We start from the raw sequence: 20,968 nt of genomic DNA, 5'->3' as shown, positions 1-20,968 counted from the left end.
AGCATGATCTAGAGAATATAACAGCTGTAAGGAGCAAAGGGTTATTATGGGACCATTCTAACTTTCTTATCGCAACATTTTTCCCCTTTCATTGTGCTTTGTGAGTAATTTCACGTATCGAATTCACTTAATACCAGGTTTGTTTGAATTTTGGCCAGTTTTGCTGCGCATAGGGTATTTTAAAATTGCTTAACCACAGAGGGAAAACTATTTTTTAAATTAATATGTTAACGCTGTAGTGTGACACTTTAAGAAAAAAGTTAAATAAACTATCGTTTAAGAAAATCAAAGTCAATGAGGTGGGGGAAGCTAATTGTGCTTAGTTGTTTTTTTGTCTTAAAACCAACATTAGTTCGCCGATATTTTGTACCATGAAGCTTTTTATAAGTTATTTTTGTAATACTGATAAAGTCCCATTACTTTAGAGACGTACCTCTGTGTTTCGGGGTAGGGCGGAATTTGCTTATTATGCCGCCGCACTGTTCCTTCACCTGCATTATAAGCCGCTAATGCTAGTTTCTTGGTTTTAAACTCGTTTAATAATTTATATAGATATTGTGCGCCAGCATTAATACTTTGTGCAGGATCGAAAGGATCTATGACACCAAAACGTTTCGCGGTGACAGGCATTAGCTGCATTAGACCTTTAGCACCGGCCGAGGATATTGCTGTGCGTTGGTAACTTGATTCCGCGGTGATCACTGCGTGAATAAAGGCGGGCTCTAATTGATATCTATTGGCCGCTTGAAGAACCAGTGGGTGGTACTGCGTTTGTAATTTTCGACTATTGGGTATTGTTATATTTGTGTAGCTTTTCTCTTTCCAATTTTTAAATGAACCGCGGTTTTTATTGCTTTTACTGCGTAACAACAATTGGTAATTGTCGTTTACCTTGCGCTGAGAAAAAAATTGATTGCCGCTTTTATCGATATAAAGATAAATGTCAGCCCACGCGCTATTGCTTAGCAGCATGCCAAACAATAACGTGAGAAATATTTTATTGAGCTGATAAAAATTCAGTTTTTTTATTAACAAGCTAACCCCCTGTCTGTATCGCATGACTCACAGTAGAAGCTGCAGAACTTAATGCTTTAAGTGGCTCACCTGCATTAGCTAATTGCGGATCTAGTGGGTAAAGATAACGAGCGTAATCTAACACCTGTTGCGCTTTTTCTGGTTGATTATTATTCATATATGCAGCATAGAGGATAATATAGAGAAACGACTTAGGCGATGTTTCGATCGCTGCTTCTGTCCAATCGATGACTTTTTGAATATCCTCTGGTTTATTAAGCTGATGGGCCATTGAAAGGCGAAAATAATTAAGGTGGAAATTAAACCTATCTTCAAATACTAAGGGGTTAACAATATCCAGTAATAACCTAATATCAGGTTGTTTGCTGCGTTCATATGCGGTTATTTTAGAGATGGTATAAAGATTAGTGATCATGAAAATGGCAGTAAAGAGGGGAATTAATAACGCGAAAATACGCAACGCAAAAGTGGCTGGAAAGTTTTTATTTTGCATGTGCTGCGCTTCATTACTGATATAAAAAACCACTACGATCAGTACCAGCCAGTGTAAAGCCGAGTGGTATAGAGGATATTCTGTCTGTGTATGCAAAGCAATTGGCGTAACTAGTGCGAGTAATACCAATGCACGTGGGAGTTTGAAAACACGCAGTAAGCGTAGAAACGAAATAACCAGAAGGAGAATGGCTACTATCGGTAAAATGCCGCCTTCGACTGCCCAGAATAAGGTGTCGTTATGGGGGTGAGTAAGCTGTTGTCCTACTGCTGTTAACTCGCCTTTTTTTACCAAAGCAGCTTGTGTGATAAGATAATTTTTTTCAAAGCCACCATAACCGTAACCCATTAAGGGGTTTTCTTTTATCATCTGCCAACTATGTTGATACATAGTTAAGCGTATCCCACCTTCTTTAAGATTATCAACATTTCTAGCGGCCAGTGCATCGCCTTTGATCATTGCAAATCCCAGTCCTAATAGGAGTGCGAGGAGGAAAATAGCGAGTCTTTTTTTATTGCTTTGCCATGCCCAAGGGATAAATAAAAGCACTGCTATCAGCACGCCCAAATAACCAGTGCGAGACATAGTAATGGTGATCACCCACATGTTCAGCAGGACTGTGATGAGTAAAAACAACTGCAGTTTTTTGTTAGTGATCTGTTGCAATAGATAACCCGCTAGGATCAATGTGGTCGCCATAAAAGAGGCAAGCACATTGGGCTGCTGGAAAATTCCATAAGGGCGTCCATAGCCAATATCATAGCCAAAATAGTTGTTTGCAGGCAGCAGATAATCTTGAGTTAGGCTGTAACAAGCTTGTAAAAATCCCGCCAGAACAATTAAGACTAACAGTCGTTGTATCTGCTCGCGCTTAAACTGAAACTGCTGCAAACTCACAAACAGTAAAAAACCCGCAAATAATCCTAATAAGCGAGTATAGCTTTGATCGGCTAGTGCATTATTAGGGTAAAAAACGGGTAGTAGAAACAACAAAAATGCAGCTAAAAAAACAATGCTAAAACGTGAGTAGACTATCTTCTTTTGTACGGTTATTTTCCATAAACCCAAACCGATAAGGATAGAAAAGAATATCCATACGACATTATTTTGTGCGAGTTCTAGGCCACTTCCTCCTTGATTATGTTGAAAATAATGCGCACCCAACCCCATTAAAAGCGCAAAAGTGACAAAAAAAGCACGTGTTAGTTTTTTTTCTAAATCCATTAGCGTTTAATTTCCATTGCGGTTGTGATCCAAAATAGGTTTGAGGAATTGCCCGGTGTAGCTACCCGCGACTTCTGCCACTTCTTCCGGTGTGCCTGTTGCAATAATCTCACCACCACCGTTACCGCCTTCTGGACCCAAATCTATAACCCAGTCGGCTGTTTTTATCACATCTAAGTTATGTTCGATAATGACGATAGTATTACCATGATCACGCAGAGTATGAATGACTTTTAATAGTTGGGCAATATCGTGGAAGTGTAAACCCGTGGTTGGCTCATCAAGAATGTACAGGGTTTTACCTGTATCACGTTTTGATAACTCTTTTGCTAGTTTGACACGCTGTGCTTCCCCGCCAGATAATGTCGTTGCTGCTTGTCCTAAACGGATATAAGAAAGTCCTACGTCCATTAAGGTTTTTAGTTTTCGCGCGATCACCGGCACCGCTTCAAAAAATTTAAAGGCATCTTCAACGGTGAGATCTAATGTTTCATGAATATTTTTGCCTTTATATTTAACCGACAGCGTTTCTCGGTTATAACGTTTACTACCGCAAACATCGCAAGGCACATAAACATCCGCTAAAAAGTGCATCTCCACTTTAATGACGCCATCTCCTTGGCATGCCTCACAACGGCCACCTTTTACATTAAAGCTAAAGCGTCCGGGTTTGTAGCCACGTGCTCGTGATTCTGGCGTTGCCGCAAACAGTTCACGAATTGGGGTAAATATTCCAGTGTAAGTTGCAGGATTTGATCGTGGTGTGCGGCCAATAGGGCTCTGGTTGATATCGATTACTTTATCGAGATGTGCCAAGCCAGTTATTTTTTTATAAGGGGAGACGCTGCTATTGGCTTTATTGAGCTTGTTTTGTGCAAGCGGATAGAGTGTTGCGTTTATTAAGCTGGATTTTCCTGATCCGGATACGCCTGTAATACACGTTAAAACGCCAATGGGTAAATCTAAATCGACTGACTTTAAGTTATTACCGCTGGCGCCGCTTAATTTGATCCACTTATCGCTTAATTTAGTGCGCTGTTCTGGGATAATTATTTTTTTCCGCCCACTTAAATAATCTGCAGTAAGTGAGTTTTTAGCGTGCAGAATGGTTTGATAATCTCCCTGTGCAATAATTTCCCCACCATGAATGCCGGCGCCAGGACCAATATCGATAATATGATCGGCCTGGCGAATCGCATCTTCATCATGTTCAACGACGATCACCGTATTACCTAAATCGCGCAGATGGGTGAGCGTCTTAAGTAAGCGCTCATTATCGCGCTGATGTAGGCCAATAGAGGGCTCATCTAATACGTACATGACACCCATTAAACCAGCACCAATTTGGCTGGCAAGGCGAATGCGCTGCGCTTCCCCACCAGAAAGCGTCTCTGCGCTGCGATCCAAGCTAAGATAATTAAGCCCTACATTCACTAAAAAACTCAACCGTTGTAAAATCTCTTTAAGAATTTTATCGGCAATTTTAGCTTGCTGCCCCTGCAGGGTGAGGTTATTAAAAAAAGTTTCAGCTTCAGAAATGGCTAGTTGGGAAATATAGGGTAAGTTTACATTGTTGATATAAACATGGCGTGATGCCTCTTGAAGACGGGAGCCTCCACAACTTGAGCACGGCTGACGATTCATATATTTTGCTAAATACTCGCGCATGGCAGTGGAGTCTGTTTCACGATAACGGCGTGTACGATTAGGGATAATACCTTCAAATGGGTGCAGACGGGAAACAATGTCTCCTCTGTCGTTGCTGTAGGAAAAAGATATTTTTTCACTGCCGGAGCCATACAATATAATCTCTTGCTGCTTTTTGCTGAGATTTTGAAAAGGCGAATCAATTGAAAAATGGTAATGAGCGCAAACCGCTTGTAAGATCTGAAAATAGTAATTGGATTTGCTACCCCATCCTTCAATCGCGCCATCACTCAGGCTCAATGCTTTGTCGGTGACTATTAATTGGGCATCAAAATACTGCTCTACGCCGAGCCCATCACAGGTAGGGCAGGCACCCGCCGGATTATTAAAAGAAAAAATTCTCGGCTCTAATTCACTAATACTATAACCGCAATGCGGGCAGGCAAAATTGGCAGAGAAAATCTGCTCCGGTTTATCCTCTTCCATAAATGCCAGCACAGCTGAGCCGTTACTTAAATTCAGCGTTGTTTCAAGGGATTCTGCTAAGCGCTGTTTTAGATCTTCGCGTACTTTAAAACGATCAATAACGACTTCTATGGTATGTTTTTTGTGTAATTCCAGCGTTGGTGGATCGCTTAAATCACAAATTTCCCCATCAATACGGGCGCGTAAAAATCCTTGTGCAGCTAAGGTTGCAAATGTTTTAGTGTGTTCACCTTTACGCTCTTTAATAATCGGAGCCAGCAGCATCATTTTACTGCCAGCCGGATTGCTTAAAATTGAATCCACCATCTGACTGACTGTTTGTGCGTTGAGCGTGACATTATGTATTGGGCAACGTGGATCGCCAATACGTGCGAATAAGAGACGCAGATAATCGTAAATTTCAGTAATCGTGCCGACAGTTGAGCGAGGGTTATGGGATGTCGATTTTTGTTCAATAGAGATAGCCGGAGAAAGCCCCCCGATATGCTCAACATCGGGTTTTTCCATTAAAGATAAAAACTGGCGGGCATAGGCAGACAGAGACTCGACATAACGGCGTTGACCTTCTGCATATAAAGTATCAAAGGCAAGTGAGGATTTACCCGATCCAGAAAGTCCGGTTATAACAATTAACTTGTCGCGAGGAATGGTGAGATCAATGTTTTTAAGGTTGTGAGTTTTTGCACCACGAATTTCAATATTATTCATAATTCTCTCGATGTTAACTTTTATCATTTAGCCAAGAATAACATATTAACTGTAAATTAAAACAGTGTTAAGGAGCGATTTATAACGACCTTTACCTTTTGCTGTAGATGCTGTTGAACGCTGTTAAAAATATAATGCTCATCCGCTTAATTAGATGGTCAGAAATTGTGTAGGAAAATTAATGAGAGCAAGGCGTTTGATTGATAAATATCTGTTTAGCGAGATTGATAACAACGCAGAGTTCATTGATTTTAAAAAAGTCAGGGTGTTCAGATAGTGTTTATAACACTTTATACGAGCCAGCAGAATAAATAGATCATCCTATTGGCTGTTTGTTAAATCAGGCGTTGCGGTTAAGGGAAAGAGAATAAATTTTCATGCTTATGCATTCAACTCAGGTAACAACGAAGAACAATTAAAAACTTAAAAAAATAGACCACAGAGGACACAGAGTTAAAGGAGGAAAACATAAAAGCTTATAACTTCTGTATATTGTCTTTTCTCTGTGGCGCGGGTAACGCCTCTGTGCGCTCTGTGGTCGTTATTTTTATATAAATGTAATACGCCTATTAACCTGAGTCATCTACATAAGCATGTAAATTTTTCTTATTTCAACATTGTTGCTTTATGACAACGACTGCATTTTTGCCGCCATCAGTAATGCCGTTATCAATATATTTATCAGCATCATCGGGTAAAAGCGTAAATTCATTGCCATCTTCCGCTGTTACTTTATAGATAAACTGAAAATCGTTACGATCTGCTAGTGAGATAGCTTCAGAGTGTTTGAACTTGCCATTCTTGAATTTTTTAAGTTCAATGGGAGCCCAATTGTTATGATCAGAAAGCAGCACAATACGCTGTGCACCTTGAGCATCTTCTTTTGCTATCTCAAATGTCACTTTGACTTGTGGTTTAGATTTTAAATACTGCTTGGTTATTGGCATAATCAATTCCTTTTAAATATTTATATTTTTTAATTTACTGTAAATAATGGTTAAATTCTAGCTTATAATTGTGCATTTATTTATTTAAGGTCAAATTGTTGGTTAATAATTGACTGAGTAAAGGTTTTTTTAAGATAAAAGCCACGTGGTCTTACTTTGATAAGCTCTCCTTCTCTCCCAACAGCGTCGGTTAAACAGCGTCCATTGGCCGCTTTTGGCCTTAACTGCATGACTTGCCCATCTCGTGCGCTAATCGACTCTATTCGCCCAAGTGCAATCTTTTCCATTATTTCATTCCAATCAGCGGCGAGTAAAAAAGCCTGTTGCTGATTAGCTGACCATAAAAAGCCGTTGCCGACGATACGTTTTTCAAGTGGCACACTGCGTTCCCCCTGAACTGGCACCCATAATACTCTACTGAGTTTATTGCGCACATTGGAATTTTCCCAGGTTAACTTACAGGTATTCAAAATGGGGGCTGAGCAAATAAAGGTTGTTTCTAAGACTCGGCCCTGTTGATCGATCGGAATGGTTTTTAGTTCGATGCCTAAATGTTTAAAATCTTGCTCTGGTTTACTGCCCGCTGTAGCACCTAAATGCCATTCTATTAATTGTCCGACCCAGCCTTTATTGCTACGCAGATCTTTAGCCATGGTAATATTCGCCAACTCCGCTAACTCGGCAAGTGAGTGCCCTGCAATATTCTCACACAGTTGTAACAGCTCTTCAATTGAATTTGGGGTCATATTTTTACCCTTTCGTATTTAGCAGACCACTATAATGAAAGCACAATATTCTTTAATATCATCAAGTTAATATCTTATATATTACAGTGTTGAGCATTGTGTATCTTACCTTATTTTTGATTATTCAAGGTTATCCATACTTTTATCCTGAAACTCACACAGACTTATCCACTTTTATAGTGGATAAGTGAATATTTAAAAGAGCGAGGGTCAATAAGCTGGTTTATTATAACTAAAGTTGGTTAAAAAACCGATCTGTGTCTAATATTTAATCGAAATGCGGCGTTGAAATTGCAGGTGATTATTTTTTAGACGAGAGAGATATACACATTGATTTGTGCATTACTACTACTGGATCTAATTACAGATAGGAATTAAATAACAAAATAAAACACTCGTAACTAACTGTTATTTAGGTGATAATAAAAACCTCTTTAAGGCGAATAAAAGTCTTTGCTAGGGTGAAAATGCTCCCTTATATTTAAGAGCATTTATTATACACAAAGTTATGCACAGTTTTCGTGGATAGCTATTCTATTCAATGCAACCATAAAAAATTATCCTGATAGTTAGCCTACAAATTTACGCTTATCGGTTTGATGGCGGGGATAATCTATGAAAGAATGGATGCTTAATTGCAATCGTATCTATTACGTTAATAAAGGGGGGAATACGCCTACTTAACTATCACTGTAATGGATCTTAACCTTTAAAAGGCGTCTTAGTGATTGATACTGACGGTTATCGCCCAAATGTTGCTATCATCATCTGTAATACAAATGGACAGGTTTTATGGGCAAAACGATTTGGGCAACATTCATGGCAATTTCCTCAAGGGGGGATTAAAGAAGGAGAAACGCCAGAGCAAGCTATGTACAGGGAGTTACATGAAGAGGTTGGTCTAATGCCTGAACACGTAACTATTTTAGCAAGCAGTCGTAGTTGGTTGCGCTATAAATTACCTAAACGATTAGTGCGCTGGGATTCTCCTCAGCCTGTGTGCATTGGACAAAAACAGCGTTGGTTTTTGTTACAGTTAATTTCAGATGATAAGCAAATTGGATTTGATGCTTGTGGTCATCCTGAGTTTGATGATTGGCGTTGGGTCACTTATTGGTACCCTGTGCGTCAGGTGGTGTCGTTTAAACGGGAAGTTTATCGTAAAGCATTAAAAGAATTTTCAGCAATCGCTTTTTCTTTAATGACGACAAATATAGAAAACAAAAGAAGTAAACGCAGTCGTCGTCCCGCCTTTTATAAAAATAGGTAATGTATTTTTCTCCCTAAAGGATTGTATATGTTGAGTCAGTTGCGTCATATCGTCGAACAAGTTGGAGAAGCAAAAAATTTAACGGCTGCTATGGAAGCGCTGGTAAGACAAACTCAATTAACTATGGCGGTGGATTGTTGCTCGATTTATATTACAGATAATAAGAATGAGCAGCTTAATTTAATGGCCAGTAAAGGTCTCGCCAGCCATGCGGTTGGTAGGACTTACCTTAAATTTGGAGAGGGAATAGTTGGCCTGATCCATGAAAAAGGTGAACCTTTAAACTTGGCGAATATCAGGGAACACCCGCGTAACCAACATTTGCCTGATGTGCAAGAAGATCGCTTTAACTCTTTTTTGGGCACCCCCATTATCCATAAACGGCAAGTTCTAGGGGTGTTAGTCGTACAGCAAAAAACACCGCGTTTATTCAGTGAATTGGAAGAATCTTTTCTGATTACCTTGGCGATGCATTTGGCCAGTGTGCTCGGTAACTCGGAATTACGTTTAGCGCTTGCGCAGTCCATGCAGCCGAGTGGCGCTATTCATCTACAAGGCTCTCCAGCTAGTTCGGGAATAGCGATAGGTAAGGCTTATGTTGTTCGTCCTGCATTCACCCTAGCAGAAGTACGTATTGAAAAAAGTCATTCAATAAGTAAAGAAATTTTACTGTTTGATATGATAGTCAAAAAATGCAGTGATGAATTCTCAGACCTTGCTTTAACTTTAAAAGATCAATTATCAAAAGATGTATTTGCGTTATTTGATATCTATTCTCATGTATTAAAAGATAAACTCTTCTTGAACGCAATTCGCGCGCAAATTAATGAGCATCAACTGAGCGCGTCAAGCGCGATAAAAGTGGTTGCTGAATCTTATATTAAACAATTTGAAGCGATGAGTGATAACTACCTAAGTGAGCGCGCTTCGGACATTAGGGATGTGGCACAGCGTCTGTTATACCACCTTACTCAGCAAGTCGAAGAAGAGATACCCTTACCTGATAAGCTTATTTTGGTGGCATCAGAAGTCACCTTGTCAATGTTAGCCAGTATTCCCACCGATAAATTGCAAGGCATTGTTTCGATTAAAGGCGGTGCGAGCTCTCATGTTATCATTTTGGCGCGTGCGTTAGGTATCCCAGCTGTAGTCGGATCGCCACTTCCATTAGATAGTATGAATCAAAAAGATGTAATTATTGATGGCTACTCAGGTTGTACTATTTTATTTCCTGACCACGTTTTACTGAGTCACTACCAGCTTTTATTAGACGAAGAAAATGAACTCAAGAAATTAATTGAGCAGGGAGAATGTAAAAGTGCGACGACGTTTGATGGTCATAAAATTTCGATTCTACTTAACACGGGATTAAATGCTAATCAGCATGCCACTATTGTCGGCCATTTTGAGGGGATCGGCTTATACCGCAGTGAACTGCCTTTTATGCTAACCACTTCATTTCCGACGGAGCAAGAGCAAACGCACTCATATCAAGGGTTATTAAGTCAGTATGCGCAGATGCCTGTTACCATGAGAACCTTAGATATCGGCGGTGATAAACCACTCAGTTATTTTCCTATTGTGGAAGAAAATCCCTTCCTTGGCTGGCGAGGTATTCGCTTAACCTTAGATCATCCAGAAATATTTTTAGTACAAATCAGAGCCATGTTAAGAGCCAGTCTAGCACATCAGAATTTACGCATTATGTTGCCTATGATCAGCGCAATAGAAGAAGTGATTGAAGCTAAACGTTTGATTGTTAAGGCATGGCGAGAAATTTTAGATGAGTTCAAGTTAACCTCTGATACTTTTCCATTACCTGATATAGGTGTCATGGTGGAGGTTCCCGCTTGCATCTTCATTATTCCGCAATTAGCGGAAATAGTCGATTTTGTCTCAATTGGCAGCAATGATTTAATTCAATATCTGCTTGCTGTGGATCGCAATAATAGTCGTGTTGCAGCGCTTTTTGATAGCTATCATCCTGCTGTTTTACATGCTTTAAAACTTATTATTGACAGCTGCCATCGTTATCATCTCGAGGTGAGTCTCTGTGGTGAGCTTGCGGGGGATCCTATTGGTGCATTGATTTTATTAGGAATGGGTTATAACCGTTTAAGTATGAACGCAACCAATATGGGAAAAATAAAATACTTGATTAATGCACTTTCTCGCAAAGAATTAGCACAATGTGTTGAACAAGCTTTAGTAGCCCAAAATGGCGCTATGATCCGTGCTATTTTTGTTGATCACCTAGAAACCAAAGGATTGGGAGGATTTATACGCGCAGGTAAATAAAATCAACATTACGCTTATTTAGCTCAAATTAGCCTTCACTGCGAAAGTAGTGGAGGCTTTTTATTGTGCGTTAGGTTGAGGGGCTATGGCGCTTTCTGTTCTGTTCGGGAAAGTTGTAAGTGCAAAATGTTTGGTTAATATACTATTTGAGAAACATATAGTTTGACAGCCAAACTAAATGCTGTAACTATTACCCAAGATATTTTGATGCAAAGGAAGCCAATGAGTAAATCAACACATTCAATCGCCTTATGGCAGCACAAGCATGATTTTTCACAAACGAATAATCATGGCGAACGAAATACACTTTATGTTTTGTATCTGACCGTGATTACTATGCTGGTAGAAATTATTGCCGGTACTGTGTATGGCTCGATGGCATTACTGGCCGATGGCTGGCATATGGGAACACACGCTGCGGCTTTTTTAATTACCTTGTTTGCTTACTACTATGCACGGAAAAATAAAGATAATCCGCGTTTTGCTTTCGGAACAGGCAAAGTCAGCGTATTAGGGGGATTTAGTAGCGCCATCACACTTGGCTTAGTCGCTTTGATCATGGCTGTGGAATCTGTGCTGCGTCTATTTAATCCTGAACAAATTCACTTTCAGGAAGCTATTTTAGTCGCCACATTAGGTTTGCTGGTAAATGTGGTCAGTGTGTTTCTGCTTAAAGATAGTCACTCCCACTCTCATGAACATCCCCATGCTCATGAGGAACATGCCCATCGGCATGAAGATGATGGGCAAACACCCGCTCATGATCATAATTTACGGGCCGCTTATTTTCATGTGCTTGCTGATGCTCTCACCTCAATTTTAGCGATTACGGCGCTATTAATGGGACAATATTTTGCCTTAAATAGTTTAGATCCTATTATTGGTATTGTTGGCGCAATCATTATCAGTCGTTGGTCATGGGGACTTTTAAAACAGATGGGGCCGATTTTACTGGATAAAAGCATCGACACTGACTATCAAGCCAAAATCATTAAATTGATTGAAGATAAAGAAGATCATCAGGTTGCTGATATCCATATCTGGTCAATCAGTGCTGACCATTATGGCGCAGTGATTTCAATTGTATCGCACCACCCCTTTAGCGTTGAATATTATAGAAATCTGTTAACCCCATTTACGCGTTTAAGCCACCTCACTATTGAAGTAAATACTTGTACCCAGGTAGAATGTTTGCAAGCCCATTGAAGTGATTAAATAATGAAATCTACTAAAGAAAAACTTAACCATGCCTTTATTGAATTTTACGAGAAGTTCTCGGCATGGGAGCTTGATAGCGTTAAAAATAGCGGTCTTTCTCTAACCTTGGTACATGCGGTTGAAATTTTAGGTGCATTTGGTGCCATGCCCATGAAAAAACTGGCCGAGAAAGTGGGGGTTACGACGGGGACATTAACAGTCCAAGTGGATAAACTGGTCGACGCGGGGTTAGTGCAGCGTATTCCTCAGCAAACTGATCGGCGTTCAATTTTTGTTGGCCTAAGTGAAAAAGGGCGAGCACTTTTCGCTGAACACGATAATTTACACCTACAACTGACCACTCAGTTAACGGCCTCTTTTTCTGATAAAGAGATCTCTCAACTATTAAGTCTATTTGATCGTATGAATACTAAATTCTGAAATCACTTATAAAATTAATAGGAAAGCCCGCCTTATTTATAGTGTGGGCTTTTTTTTGTACTAAATTTAGCTGTTTAGCGAAATAGCAGTTTGTCGTTACGCCTGCTTATTACTCTTGTGCGCTGCAAAGTTTACAAATAATTATTGGCATATGCCATTTATTCGGTTAAGTTAGCGGTACTAGTTATTATTGAGTGTTTCAATGCGACCAAAAATAAAGCGTCATATCTGTGCACATAACTGTGCCAAATTTAGTTTATTTAAGCCTAATGGCGTAGCAAGCTCCGTTCTTACTAAAATAAAAATTGAAGCCGATGAGTTTGAAGCAGTTCGCTTGGTCGATCTTGAAGGACTTTCGCAACAGGATGGCGCGCAGCAGATGCGCGTTTCTAGGCAAACATTTGCCAATATATTAAAAAGTGCTCGTAAAAAAATAACGTCGGCATTAGTCAATGGTGATGCGCTGTTATTGGGTTAACTCACTTATAAGGGATCAAAATGATTTATGCAATTGCCACCACAGAGAGCAAACTTGCTCATAAATTTTCAAAAACGGAAATTTTTACTTTTTATAACGAGCAAAAGGAGGTGATCGCTGTTTATAAGAATCCCGCTTTAGGTATTCCCGGCTGCTCTGCTAAAAAATTAATTATTGATCTGCTTCATAAAATGGCTTGTGATGTAGTCATTGTTAGAAAAATCGGTGAAAAAACCTTGGCAAGGTTATTAAATGCAGGTTTTAAAGTGGAGCAGGGTAATACGCGCAATAGTGTTCTAGAATTACTAGAAGATGCAAGGTTGCATAAACATTCTTTAACCAGTCCAGAGCAGGGCGTAAAGAGTAAATGTAGTTAAGGGGAAAAACAATGGTATTTATTATGACTTTTTTTGTTTTTTTGCTGGTGGTTGTGGCGATGGCAGTCGGCGTTATCTTTGGACGAAAACGTATTCAGGGAAGTTGCGGTGGCCTTGCTACTGTTGGTATCGATAAAAGCTGTGATTGTGAAACGGTCTGCGATCAGGATCAGAGTTTGTATCAGATATCTGAGCCGACAGTCCGAGATCAGTAATATTCATCTTATTTTATATTGAAGTAAGAGCTGTTGTGACAAAGCCACATTGGGTCTAATCGTTGACATTTAGTTATTCTATTTAACTTCCGCGCGTTTTTCTTCTATACTGCCTGCATCTTGTCGGAGCGCCTTAGGGCTGAGACCACGGATATAAATAAAATAATTTATATCTTTATGTGGAATCCGTGGAACCTGATTGGGGTAATGCCTGCGAAGGGAACAAGGTGAAGACGCTTATGATCGGCGCTCTTTGCACTTTCCACTGAATTTTCGACAAGCACTCTTTTAACTATTAAAGGAAAGAATGCTATGTCTAATCAAGTAAACTCAAATTTAAAAACGATCAGTCGTAAAGGACTGTCCCGCAAAGAATGCCGCCTCGCTGCGCAGAAATATATTCAAAATCTAAATAATGAGTCCTATCCTAATTCTGAGAAGATTTATATTAAAGGTGAAATTCATCCCATTAAAGTCGCGATGCGACAAATTCATCAGGCAGATACATTTGTCAGTGGCAGTGATGAAAATCCTGTTTTTGAGAAAAATGAGCCCATTCCTGTTTACGATCCATCGGGTCCTTATACGGATCCTAACAGTAAAATTGATGTGCATATTGGGCTAGCCAAATTGCGTGAAGCTTGGATAACAGCTCGTGACGATGTGGAAACATTAGATAATGTGAGCTCCGATTTTGCCAATGCGCGTTTGGCCGATCACTCCTTGAATGAGTTGCGATTTGCACATATACCTAATCCCCAGCGTGCAAAAAAAGGGCGTTGTGTGAGTCAGATGCATTATGCTCGTCAAGGAATTATCACGCCAGAAATGGAATATGTTGCTATTCGTGAAAATATGGGACGGGATCGCATAAAATGCGAAGCGTTGCATTTTCAGCATAGTGGTCATAGTTTCGGTGCCAATCTACAGGAAAAAATTACGCCTGAATTTGTTCGTCAGGAAGTCGCTAATGGTCGTGCCATTATTCCTTCTAATATTAACCATCCTGAACTTGAACCGATGATTATCGGCCGTAACTTCCTTGTAAAAGTAAATTCAAATATTGGTAACTCCTCCGTCAGTTCATCTATTGAAGAAGAAGTTGAAAAATTAGTTTGGTCAACCTTATGGGGAGGCGATACGGTGATGGATCTGTCAACGGGACGAAATATTCATGAAACCCGTGAATGGATTTTGCGTAATTCGCCAGTACCAATCGGCACTGTGCCTATTTATCAAGCACTTGAAAAAGTCAATGGGGTAGCAGAAAACCTTACTTGGAACGTGTTCCGCGATACCTTAATTGAACAGGCTGAGCAGGGCGTTGATTACTTTACTATCCATGCGGGGGTATTACTGCGCTTTGTGCCTTTAACAGCGAAACGGGTCACTGGTATTGTTTCCCGTGGTGGTTCTATTATGGCGAAATGGTGTTTATCGCATCATAAGGAAAACTTCGCTTATCAGTATTTTCGTGAAATTTGCGAAATTTGTCAGCAATATGATGTGGCACTTTCTTTAGGTGACGGCTTGCGTCCTGGATCTATCGCTGATGCCAATGATCAAGCGCAATTCGCCGAATTAGAGGTACTTGGTGAATTGACTAAAGTTGCTTGGGAATATGATGTGCAGGTGATGATCGAAGGACCGGGTCATGTACCGATGCAGATGATTAAAGAGAATATGGATAAACAGTTAACAGACTGCTTTGAAGCGCCTTTTTATACGTTAGGACCGCTGACGACTGATATTGCGCCGGGTTACGATCATATTACTTCCGGCATTGGTGCGGCGCAAATCGGTTGGTATGGCTGTGCTATGTTATGTTATGTCACCCCTAAAGAGCACCTCGGATTACCGAATAAAGATGATGTCAAAGTAGGATTAATTACTTACAAATTAGCGGCACATGCTGCTGATTTAGCCAAAGGACATCCAGGGGCACAAATTCGCGATAATGCTCTGTCCAAAGCACGTTTCGAATTTCGCTGGGAGGATCAGTTTAATCTCGGTTTAGATCCGGTTACTGCACGTGAATATCACGATCAAACACTACCGCAGGAATCAGGTAAAGTAGCGCATTTCTGTTCTATGTGTGGTCCTAAATTTTGTTCAATGAAAATTTCTCAGGATGTACGTGATTTTTCCAAGCAGTTAGAAGAAGGGGAAATCTCGGTGAAATTACTTGATGAAACGATTACTATTTCCGTTGAAAAAGAGCGGGTTGAACAAGGGATGGCAGAAAAAGCGCAAGAATTTAATAACGCTGGGGCACAAATATATCAGCCTATTTCACAAACAGAGAAGGTCTAATATGAGTCAACTTGTTTGGACGATTGGCAATTCAGATTGTAGTGCAGGGGCAGGGATCCAAGCAGATCTCCATACTTTTAAAGACTTAGGCGTAGATGGTTGCAGCGTCATTAGCGTCATCACGGCACAAAACTCCTTAAGAGTTAGTTTAGTCGAAAGCGTTTCTGAGCAGATGTTTGCTAATCAGTTAGATAGCTTAGCTGAAGATAAACCCGCAAAAGTGATTAAAATTGGCCTGCTTGGCAGTGCTCGTCAGGTGCAAATTCTCGCCGAAAAATTGATCAGTTTTAAAGGATCTTGGGCGCTTGCTCCCTATGTTATTTATGATCCGGTGATGCTTGATCCCAGTAGTCACAATATGCAAGAAGAGGGCATTATTGATCTAATTAAAACGCAATTGCTACCGCTGATTGATTTGTTAACCCCCAATGCAAGTGAGCTGCTGGCTTTATCTGGCCATGCCTTAATCAGCGGTGAGTCATTTAAACCTGCCGTTGACAAGTTAATCACCATGGGCTGTCAAAGTGTATTAATTAAAAGCGGGCATTTTTCACCTGTTGAAGGTATCGCGTTAGATTACTGGAGTGATGGTCAGCGTGAAATTGCGCTAAGCAGTGAGCGCTTAAGTGATGTGCACAGCTATGGCAGTGGCTGCACATTCGCTAGTGCGATTGCCGCCGCCATCGCATTAGATTATTGTATTGAAGATGCCCTCGTGATTGCTAAAGCTTACCTTAACCAAGGGTTAAAAGCGGCCAAACCCCTTGGCAGCGGTGAAGGGGCGGTGGCGCACTGCGGCTGGCCAAGTAATAAAAGCGATTTTCCCGAGATTGTTTTGCCGGAATCAAAAATAGGTTATGAATTAGATCTTCCCGGGACACTGGAAGCGGGGATTGGTTTTGCCTCCTGCGGTACCCTAAAGCTAGGGCTCTATCCTGTTTTAGATAGCATAGAATGGTTAGAAAAAGTGCTTAAGTTAGGCGTGCAAACGGTGCAATTGCGTATTAAAGATAAAACTGATGTACAAGTTGAAGCGCAGATTATTGACGCAATTGCTTTGGCTGAAAAATATCAGGCGCGCCTGTTTATCAATGATTACTGGCAACTGGCGATTAAACATCAGGCCTATGGCGTGCATCTTGGGCAGGAAGATATAGAGCTTGCTGATTTGGCGATGATTGCCGATGCGGGTCTGCGTTTAGGGCTCAGTTCACACGGTTATTATGAACTGCTGCGCGCCAAGCAGTTAAAACCAAGTTATATCGCTTTAGGCCATATTTTTGCAACACAAACTAAAGAGATGCCCTCGCAGCCCCAAGGTTTAAAATGCTTGGCGCAATACGCTCAGCTATTAGCAGATATTCCCACCGTGGCGATTGGCGGTATTAATTTACAGCGCGCGTCTGCCGTGTGGAATACAGGTGTGGGGAGTATTGCGGTAGTGACTGCGATTACGCTAAGTGATGATCCCAAAGCGGTCATTGATTCATTTAATCAAGTGATGCAATAACGGTATTCTTCACTCACACCATTAGGCCAAGGTCACTATGCTAACTGAATCTGAAATATTACGTTATAGCCGTCATCTGTTACTCGAAGACGTGGGAGAGATAGGGCAGCAAAAGCTTAAAAATGCCAAAGTACTGATTATCGGTATGGGCGGATTAGGCAGCCCTGCGGCTATGTATCTAGCTGCTGCGGGTGTGGGTACGTTGGTTATTGCTGACTTTGATCAACTTGAGGTGAGTAATTTACAACGCCAGATAGGTTACCAAACAGCGGATACCGGTAGCGACAAAGTCAAATTGATGAAACAACGGCTTAATAGCATTAATCCGGAAATAATCGTGCGTTGCATTAATCGGAAAATGGATGCAGAGCAATTATCGCTTGAATTAATGATGGTCAATTTGGTACTCGATTGCACTGATAATATGCATTCTCGGCACCTGATTAATGCTGCTTGCGTGCAAGCTAAAGCCTCCTTAATTGTAGGGGCTGCCATGCGCTTTGAAGGGCAACTTATCTTTTTTGATCATAATCAAAGTGACGCTGCTTGTTATCACTGTTTATTTCCAAAGAGTGAAGAGCAGGTACTTAATTGTAGCAATTCAGGCGTTATTGGACCTGTTGTTGGCACTATCGGTACGATGCAAGCGCTCGAGGCGATTAAATATATTCTAGGGTTACCTTCAGGCATAAAAAACAGGTTGAAATTGTTCGATGGTAAAACCCTGGATTGGCAAACTTTTACAGTAACAAAAGATCCAAACTGTAGCGTATGTGGACAAAAAAAATGAATGTAATAGTAAATGGAAATATTTTTGAAATTGCTCCCAATAGTCGTATTGAAGGGCTTCTTAAAAGTTTAGATAAACCGCTTAATGGCAGCGCGCTAGCTGTTAATGGCGAAATCATCAGTCGCACTAAGTGGGCTGAATACAGACTTTGTGAGGGTGATAACATCTCCCTTTTCCAAGCAATAGCCGGAGGCTAAGTATGTTATCTAATAAAATAAACAGCAATGATCTGTTAGTGATTGGCGACAAAAAATTTACTTCGCGACTGTTTACAGGCACCGGAAAATTTAACGATCAAAAGACCATGGTTGCGGCGTTACAGGCTTCGCAATCACAGCTGGTGACGATGGCCCTAAAGCGCGTGGATATGGACCATAAAGAGGATGATATTCTTGCCCCTTTAATTAAAAATGGTTTGAATCTATTACCCAATACGTCTGGTGCGCGTAATGCGAAAGAGGCGATATTTGCCGCGCAACTCGCCCGCGAAGCATTGCAAACCAATTGGATTAAACTCGAAATTCATCCGGATCCTAAATATTTATTGCCCGATCCTATCGAAACTTTAAAAGCGGCTGAATTTCTAGCTAAAGATGGTTTTGTGGTGCTGCCTTATGTGCATGCAGATCCGGTTTTATGCAAACATCTACAAGCAGCTGGGTGTGCCGCTGTGATGCCATTAGGTGCGCCAATTGGTTCGAACAAAGGCATTCGTACCCGTGAGTTTTTGGAGATTATTATTGAGCAGGCAACTATTCCTGTGATTGTTGATGCGGGCATTGGTCGTCCTTCAGATGCCGCTTTTGCTATGGAGCTGGGCGCAGATGCGGTACTGGTGAATACGGCCATCGCCGTGGCTGGCGATCCTATTGCTATGAGCCGTGCATTTGCTAAGGCTGTTGAGGCAGGGCGTCAAGCCTATCTCGCCGGTTTGGCGGGGCAATATCAGCATGCTGTCGCATCCAGTCCACTGACTGCTTTTTTAGAAGCGGGATTGCTAAAGGAGTCAGTGTAGATGAACTTTAGTGAGCACATAAAGAACTATCAATGGGATGATGTTCGCCTGTCCATCTATGCAAAGAGCGCGAGCGATGTAGAGCGTGCCTTGGCGAAATCCCGCCTAGATTTAGAGGATTTTAAAGCTTTGATTTCCCCAGCCGCAGCCCCTTTTTTAGAGCAAATGGCACAAAAATCTCAACAACTGACACAGCAGAGATTTGGTAAAACACAGCAGTTCTATATCCCCCTTTATCTGTCTAATATGTGCAGTAATATCTGTACTTATTGTGGTTTTTCAATGCACAATAAAATCCGCCGCACCACCTTAGACATGCAGCAGGTAGAGCAGGAGTGTAAGGCGATAAAAAAAATGGGTTTTGAGCATATTTTATTAGTGACCGGTGAATCGGAACGCACTGTCGGTATGGACTATTTTAAGCGGGTATTGCCGGTTATTAAAAAATATTTTTCTCATATCAGCATCGAGGTACAACCATTAGATCAAGAGCAATATGAAGAGTTGAGAGAATATGGGGTCGATGCCGTGTTGGTCTATCAAGAGACTTATCATCCGCTCACTTATGCACAGCATCACCTTAAAGGCAAAAAGTCCAATTTTAACTACCGCCTCGATACCCATGATAGGCTCGGTAAAGCAGGCATACATAAAATGGGGTTAGGCTGTTTAATTGGACTGGAAGAGTGGCGTACGGACTGCTTTTATGTGGCTGCGCATCTTAATTATTTAGAGAAAAAGTATTGGCAAAGCCGTTATACTCTCTCTTTTCCACGTTTGCGTCCGTGTGCTGGTGGCATGGAAATAAAATCTGAAATGGATGACAAACAGTTAGTACAGCTAATTTGTGCTTACCGTTTATTTAACCCTGAAGTGGAACTGTCGCTTTCTACGCGCGAGTCTGAATCCTTTCGGGATAATGTTTTACCTTTAGGCATTACTACCTTAAGCGCAGGCTCAAGTACGCAGCCCGGTGGTTATGCAGAACAGTCTGTAAAGGCGCTTGAGCAGTTTGAAATTTCAGATACACGTTCACCGTTGCAGATGGCTAAATTAGTTAAAAATCAAGGTTATGAAGTGGTCTGGAAAGATTGGGATCACAGCCTAACGGGACAATAATTTTTTAAAGAGAGCTGAAATGACAGATAAAAAAAGCCAACAAATGCCACAAAGTTACGCGACCTTAATCGAGATCAAGCAGGAGCCCACTGAGCTATGTAAAATATTAAAGCTTGAGAGTCTGGTCAGTGGCGGCGGTGAAGCAAAGCTAGCGATCAGTGAAGGTTACGTCTTGCTTAATGGCGAAGTGGAAACGCGTAAACGTAAAAAAGTTTATGCAGGTGATCTGCTCACTTTTAATGGTCAGCACTATCAAATCGTCTTGCAAGGACAAACCCAACCGCGCGAATTTGTCTTGCCGCTGCAAGATCCGAAAATGCCAGCAGCTGAAATAGAACAAGTCAGCGCGGGCGAGCACAGTGAAAATGTTATAAAAACTAAAAAAGCGCGTAGGGCGATTAGTTTTTAGCTGAATACGGTGAGCTTACGGCAGCGTAGCTCAACTTCCATTTTTTGTTCTGATTTAATACGGGTAACTCATCCATCAGGACTTAATTATGTCAAATCCAGAGCAACTTAGTAGCGTTATTATTGCATTTGAGCAGTGGCGTCACCATAAAAATGGACGTCAAACACCAGCCCTTTTACGTCAACAAGCGGTCGCATTGCTAGATAATTATTCTTCTAGCCGAATTACTTCGGCATTACGAATCAGCGGT

19 protein-coding genes and 1 riboswitch are annotated in these 20,968 nt (G+C 41.0%); of the genes, 14 read left to right on the top strand and 5 right to left on the bottom strand.

Annotated features, from left to right (window positions below):
* Positions 1–381: 381 nt before the first annotated feature.
* From KSO91_RS05770 to mutH, 5 genes are all read right to left on the bottom strand, one after another.
* Positions 382–1,035 carry a lytic transglycosylase domain-containing protein gene (locus KSO91_RS05770; protein ID WP_238742001.1) on the bottom strand — a complete coding sequence of 218 codons (654 nt, stop codon included), beginning with the start codon at positions 1,033–1,035 and terminating at the stop codon, positions 382–384.
* Between the two features lies 1 nt (position 1,036).
* Complete coding sequence (locus KSO91_RS05765; protein ID WP_238742000.1) at positions 1,037–2,752, bottom strand: PglL family O-oligosaccharyltransferase; 1,716 nt, start codon at positions 2,750–2,752, stop codon at positions 1,037–1,039.
* A 6-nt stretch (positions 2,753–2,758) separates the two neighbouring features.
* Positions 2,759–5,593, bottom strand: coding sequence for an excinuclease ABC subunit UvrA (gene uvrA, locus KSO91_RS05760; RefSeq protein WP_238741999.1), 2,835 nt, complete (start codon positions 5,591–5,593; stop codon positions 2,759–2,761).
* Between the two features lie 611 nt (positions 5,594–6,204).
* Positions 6,205–6,540 carry an early set domain-containing protein gene (locus tag KSO91_RS05755; protein ID WP_238741998.1) on the bottom strand — a complete coding sequence of 112 codons (336 nt, stop codon included), beginning with the start codon at positions 6,538–6,540 and terminating at the stop codon, positions 6,205–6,207.
* 80 nt (positions 6,541–6,620) lie between these two features.
* Positions 6,621–7,286, bottom strand: coding sequence for a DNA mismatch repair endonuclease MutH (mutH, locus tag KSO91_RS05750; RefSeq protein WP_238741997.1), 666 nt, complete (start codon positions 7,284–7,286; stop codon positions 6,621–6,623).
* Positions 7,287–8,010: 724 nt separating this feature from the next.
* Between mutH and rppH the strand changes: the two genes are divergently transcribed.
* From rppH to KSO91_RS05680, 14 genes are all read left to right on the top strand, one after another.
* On the top strand, positions 8,011–8,556 hold the full coding sequence (rppH, locus tag KSO91_RS05745) for an RNA pyrophosphohydrolase (RefSeq protein ID WP_238741996.1): 546 nt from the start codon (positions 8,011–8,013) through the stop codon (positions 8,554–8,556).
* A gap of 27 nt (positions 8,557–8,583) precedes the next feature.
* Entirely contained in the window at positions 8,584–10,854 is a 2,271-nt protein-coding gene (ptsP, locus tag KSO91_RS05740; RefSeq protein WP_238741995.1) for a phosphoenolpyruvate--protein phosphotransferase, read from the top strand.
* A gap of 222 nt (positions 10,855–11,076) precedes the next feature.
* Positions 11,077–12,060, top strand: coding sequence for a CDF family Co(II)/Ni(II) efflux transporter DmeF (dmeF, locus tag KSO91_RS05735; RefSeq protein WP_238741994.1), 984 nt, complete (start codon positions 11,077–11,079; stop codon positions 12,058–12,060).
* Positions 12,061–12,072: 12 nt separating this feature from the next.
* Complete coding sequence (locus KSO91_RS05730; RefSeq protein WP_238741993.1) at positions 12,073–12,492, top strand: MarR family winged helix-turn-helix transcriptional regulator; 420 nt, start codon at positions 12,073–12,075, stop codon at positions 12,490–12,492.
* Between the two features lie 202 nt (positions 12,493–12,694).
* Positions 12,695–12,970 carry a DUF134 domain-containing protein gene (locus KSO91_RS05725; RefSeq protein WP_238741992.1) on the top strand — a complete coding sequence of 92 codons (276 nt, stop codon included), beginning with the start codon at positions 12,695–12,697 and terminating at the stop codon, positions 12,968–12,970.
* A 20-nt stretch (positions 12,971–12,990) separates the two neighbouring features.
* Positions 12,991–13,347: a NifB/NifX family molybdenum-iron cluster-binding protein gene (locus KSO91_RS05720; RefSeq protein WP_238741991.1), complete on the top strand. Its 357-nt coding sequence runs from the start codon at positions 12,991–12,993 to the stop codon at positions 13,345–13,347.
* 11 nt (positions 13,348–13,358) lie between these two features.
* Positions 13,359–13,562, top strand: coding sequence for a (Na+)-NQR maturation NqrM (gene nqrM, locus KSO91_RS05715; RefSeq protein WP_238741990.1), 204 nt, complete (start codon positions 13,359–13,361; stop codon positions 13,560–13,562).
* Positions 13,563–13,676: 114 nt separating this feature from the next.
* Positions 13,677–13,801, top strand: a riboswitch (TPP riboswitch).
* Positions 13,802–13,874: 73 nt separating this feature from the next.
* Complete coding sequence (gene thiC / locus KSO91_RS05710) at positions 13,875–15,875, top strand: phosphomethylpyrimidine synthase ThiC (protein ID WP_238741989.1); 2,001 nt, start codon at positions 13,875–13,877, stop codon at positions 15,873–15,875.
* Position 15,876: 1 nt separating this feature from the next.
* Positions 15,877–17,385, top strand: a complete 1,509-nt coding sequence (thiE, locus tag KSO91_RS05705; RefSeq protein ID WP_238741988.1) for a thiamine phosphate synthase — start codon at positions 15,877–15,879, stop codon at positions 17,383–17,385.
* Positions 17,386–17,422: 37 nt separating this feature from the next.
* On the top strand, positions 17,423–18,175 hold the full coding sequence (locus KSO91_RS05700) for a HesA/MoeB/ThiF family protein (RefSeq protein WP_238741987.1): 753 nt from the start codon (positions 17,423–17,425) through the stop codon (positions 18,173–18,175).
* Positions 18,172–18,372, top strand: coding sequence for a sulfur carrier protein ThiS (thiS, locus tag KSO91_RS05695; protein ID WP_238741986.1), 201 nt, complete (start codon positions 18,172–18,174; stop codon positions 18,370–18,372). The genes KSO91_RS05700 and thiS overlap by 4 nt, the downstream gene beginning before the upstream one ends.
* Before the next feature lie 2 nt (positions 18,373–18,374).
* Positions 18,375–19,190, top strand: coding sequence for a thiazole synthase (locus KSO91_RS05690; RefSeq protein WP_275113917.1), 816 nt, complete (start codon positions 18,375–18,377; stop codon positions 19,188–19,190).
* Entirely contained in the window at positions 19,191–20,309 is a 1,119-nt protein-coding gene (thiH, locus tag KSO91_RS05685; RefSeq protein ID WP_238741985.1) for a 2-iminoacetate synthase ThiH, read from the top strand.
* A gap of 19 nt (positions 20,310–20,328) precedes the next feature.
* Positions 20,329–20,718, top strand: coding sequence for an RNA-binding S4 domain-containing protein (locus KSO91_RS05680; protein ID WP_238741984.1), 390 nt, complete (start codon positions 20,329–20,331; stop codon positions 20,716–20,718).
* Positions 20,719–20,968 lie beyond the last annotated feature (250 nt).

The organism is Psychromonas antarctica, from assembly GCF_022267535.1.
Taxonomy (GTDB): domain Bacteria; phylum Pseudomonadota; class Gammaproteobacteria; order Enterobacterales; family Psychromonadaceae; genus Psychromonas; species Psychromonas antarctica.
Note: the sequence above shows the minus strand (reverse complement) of the source record. Positions and strands in the feature narration are given on the sequence as shown.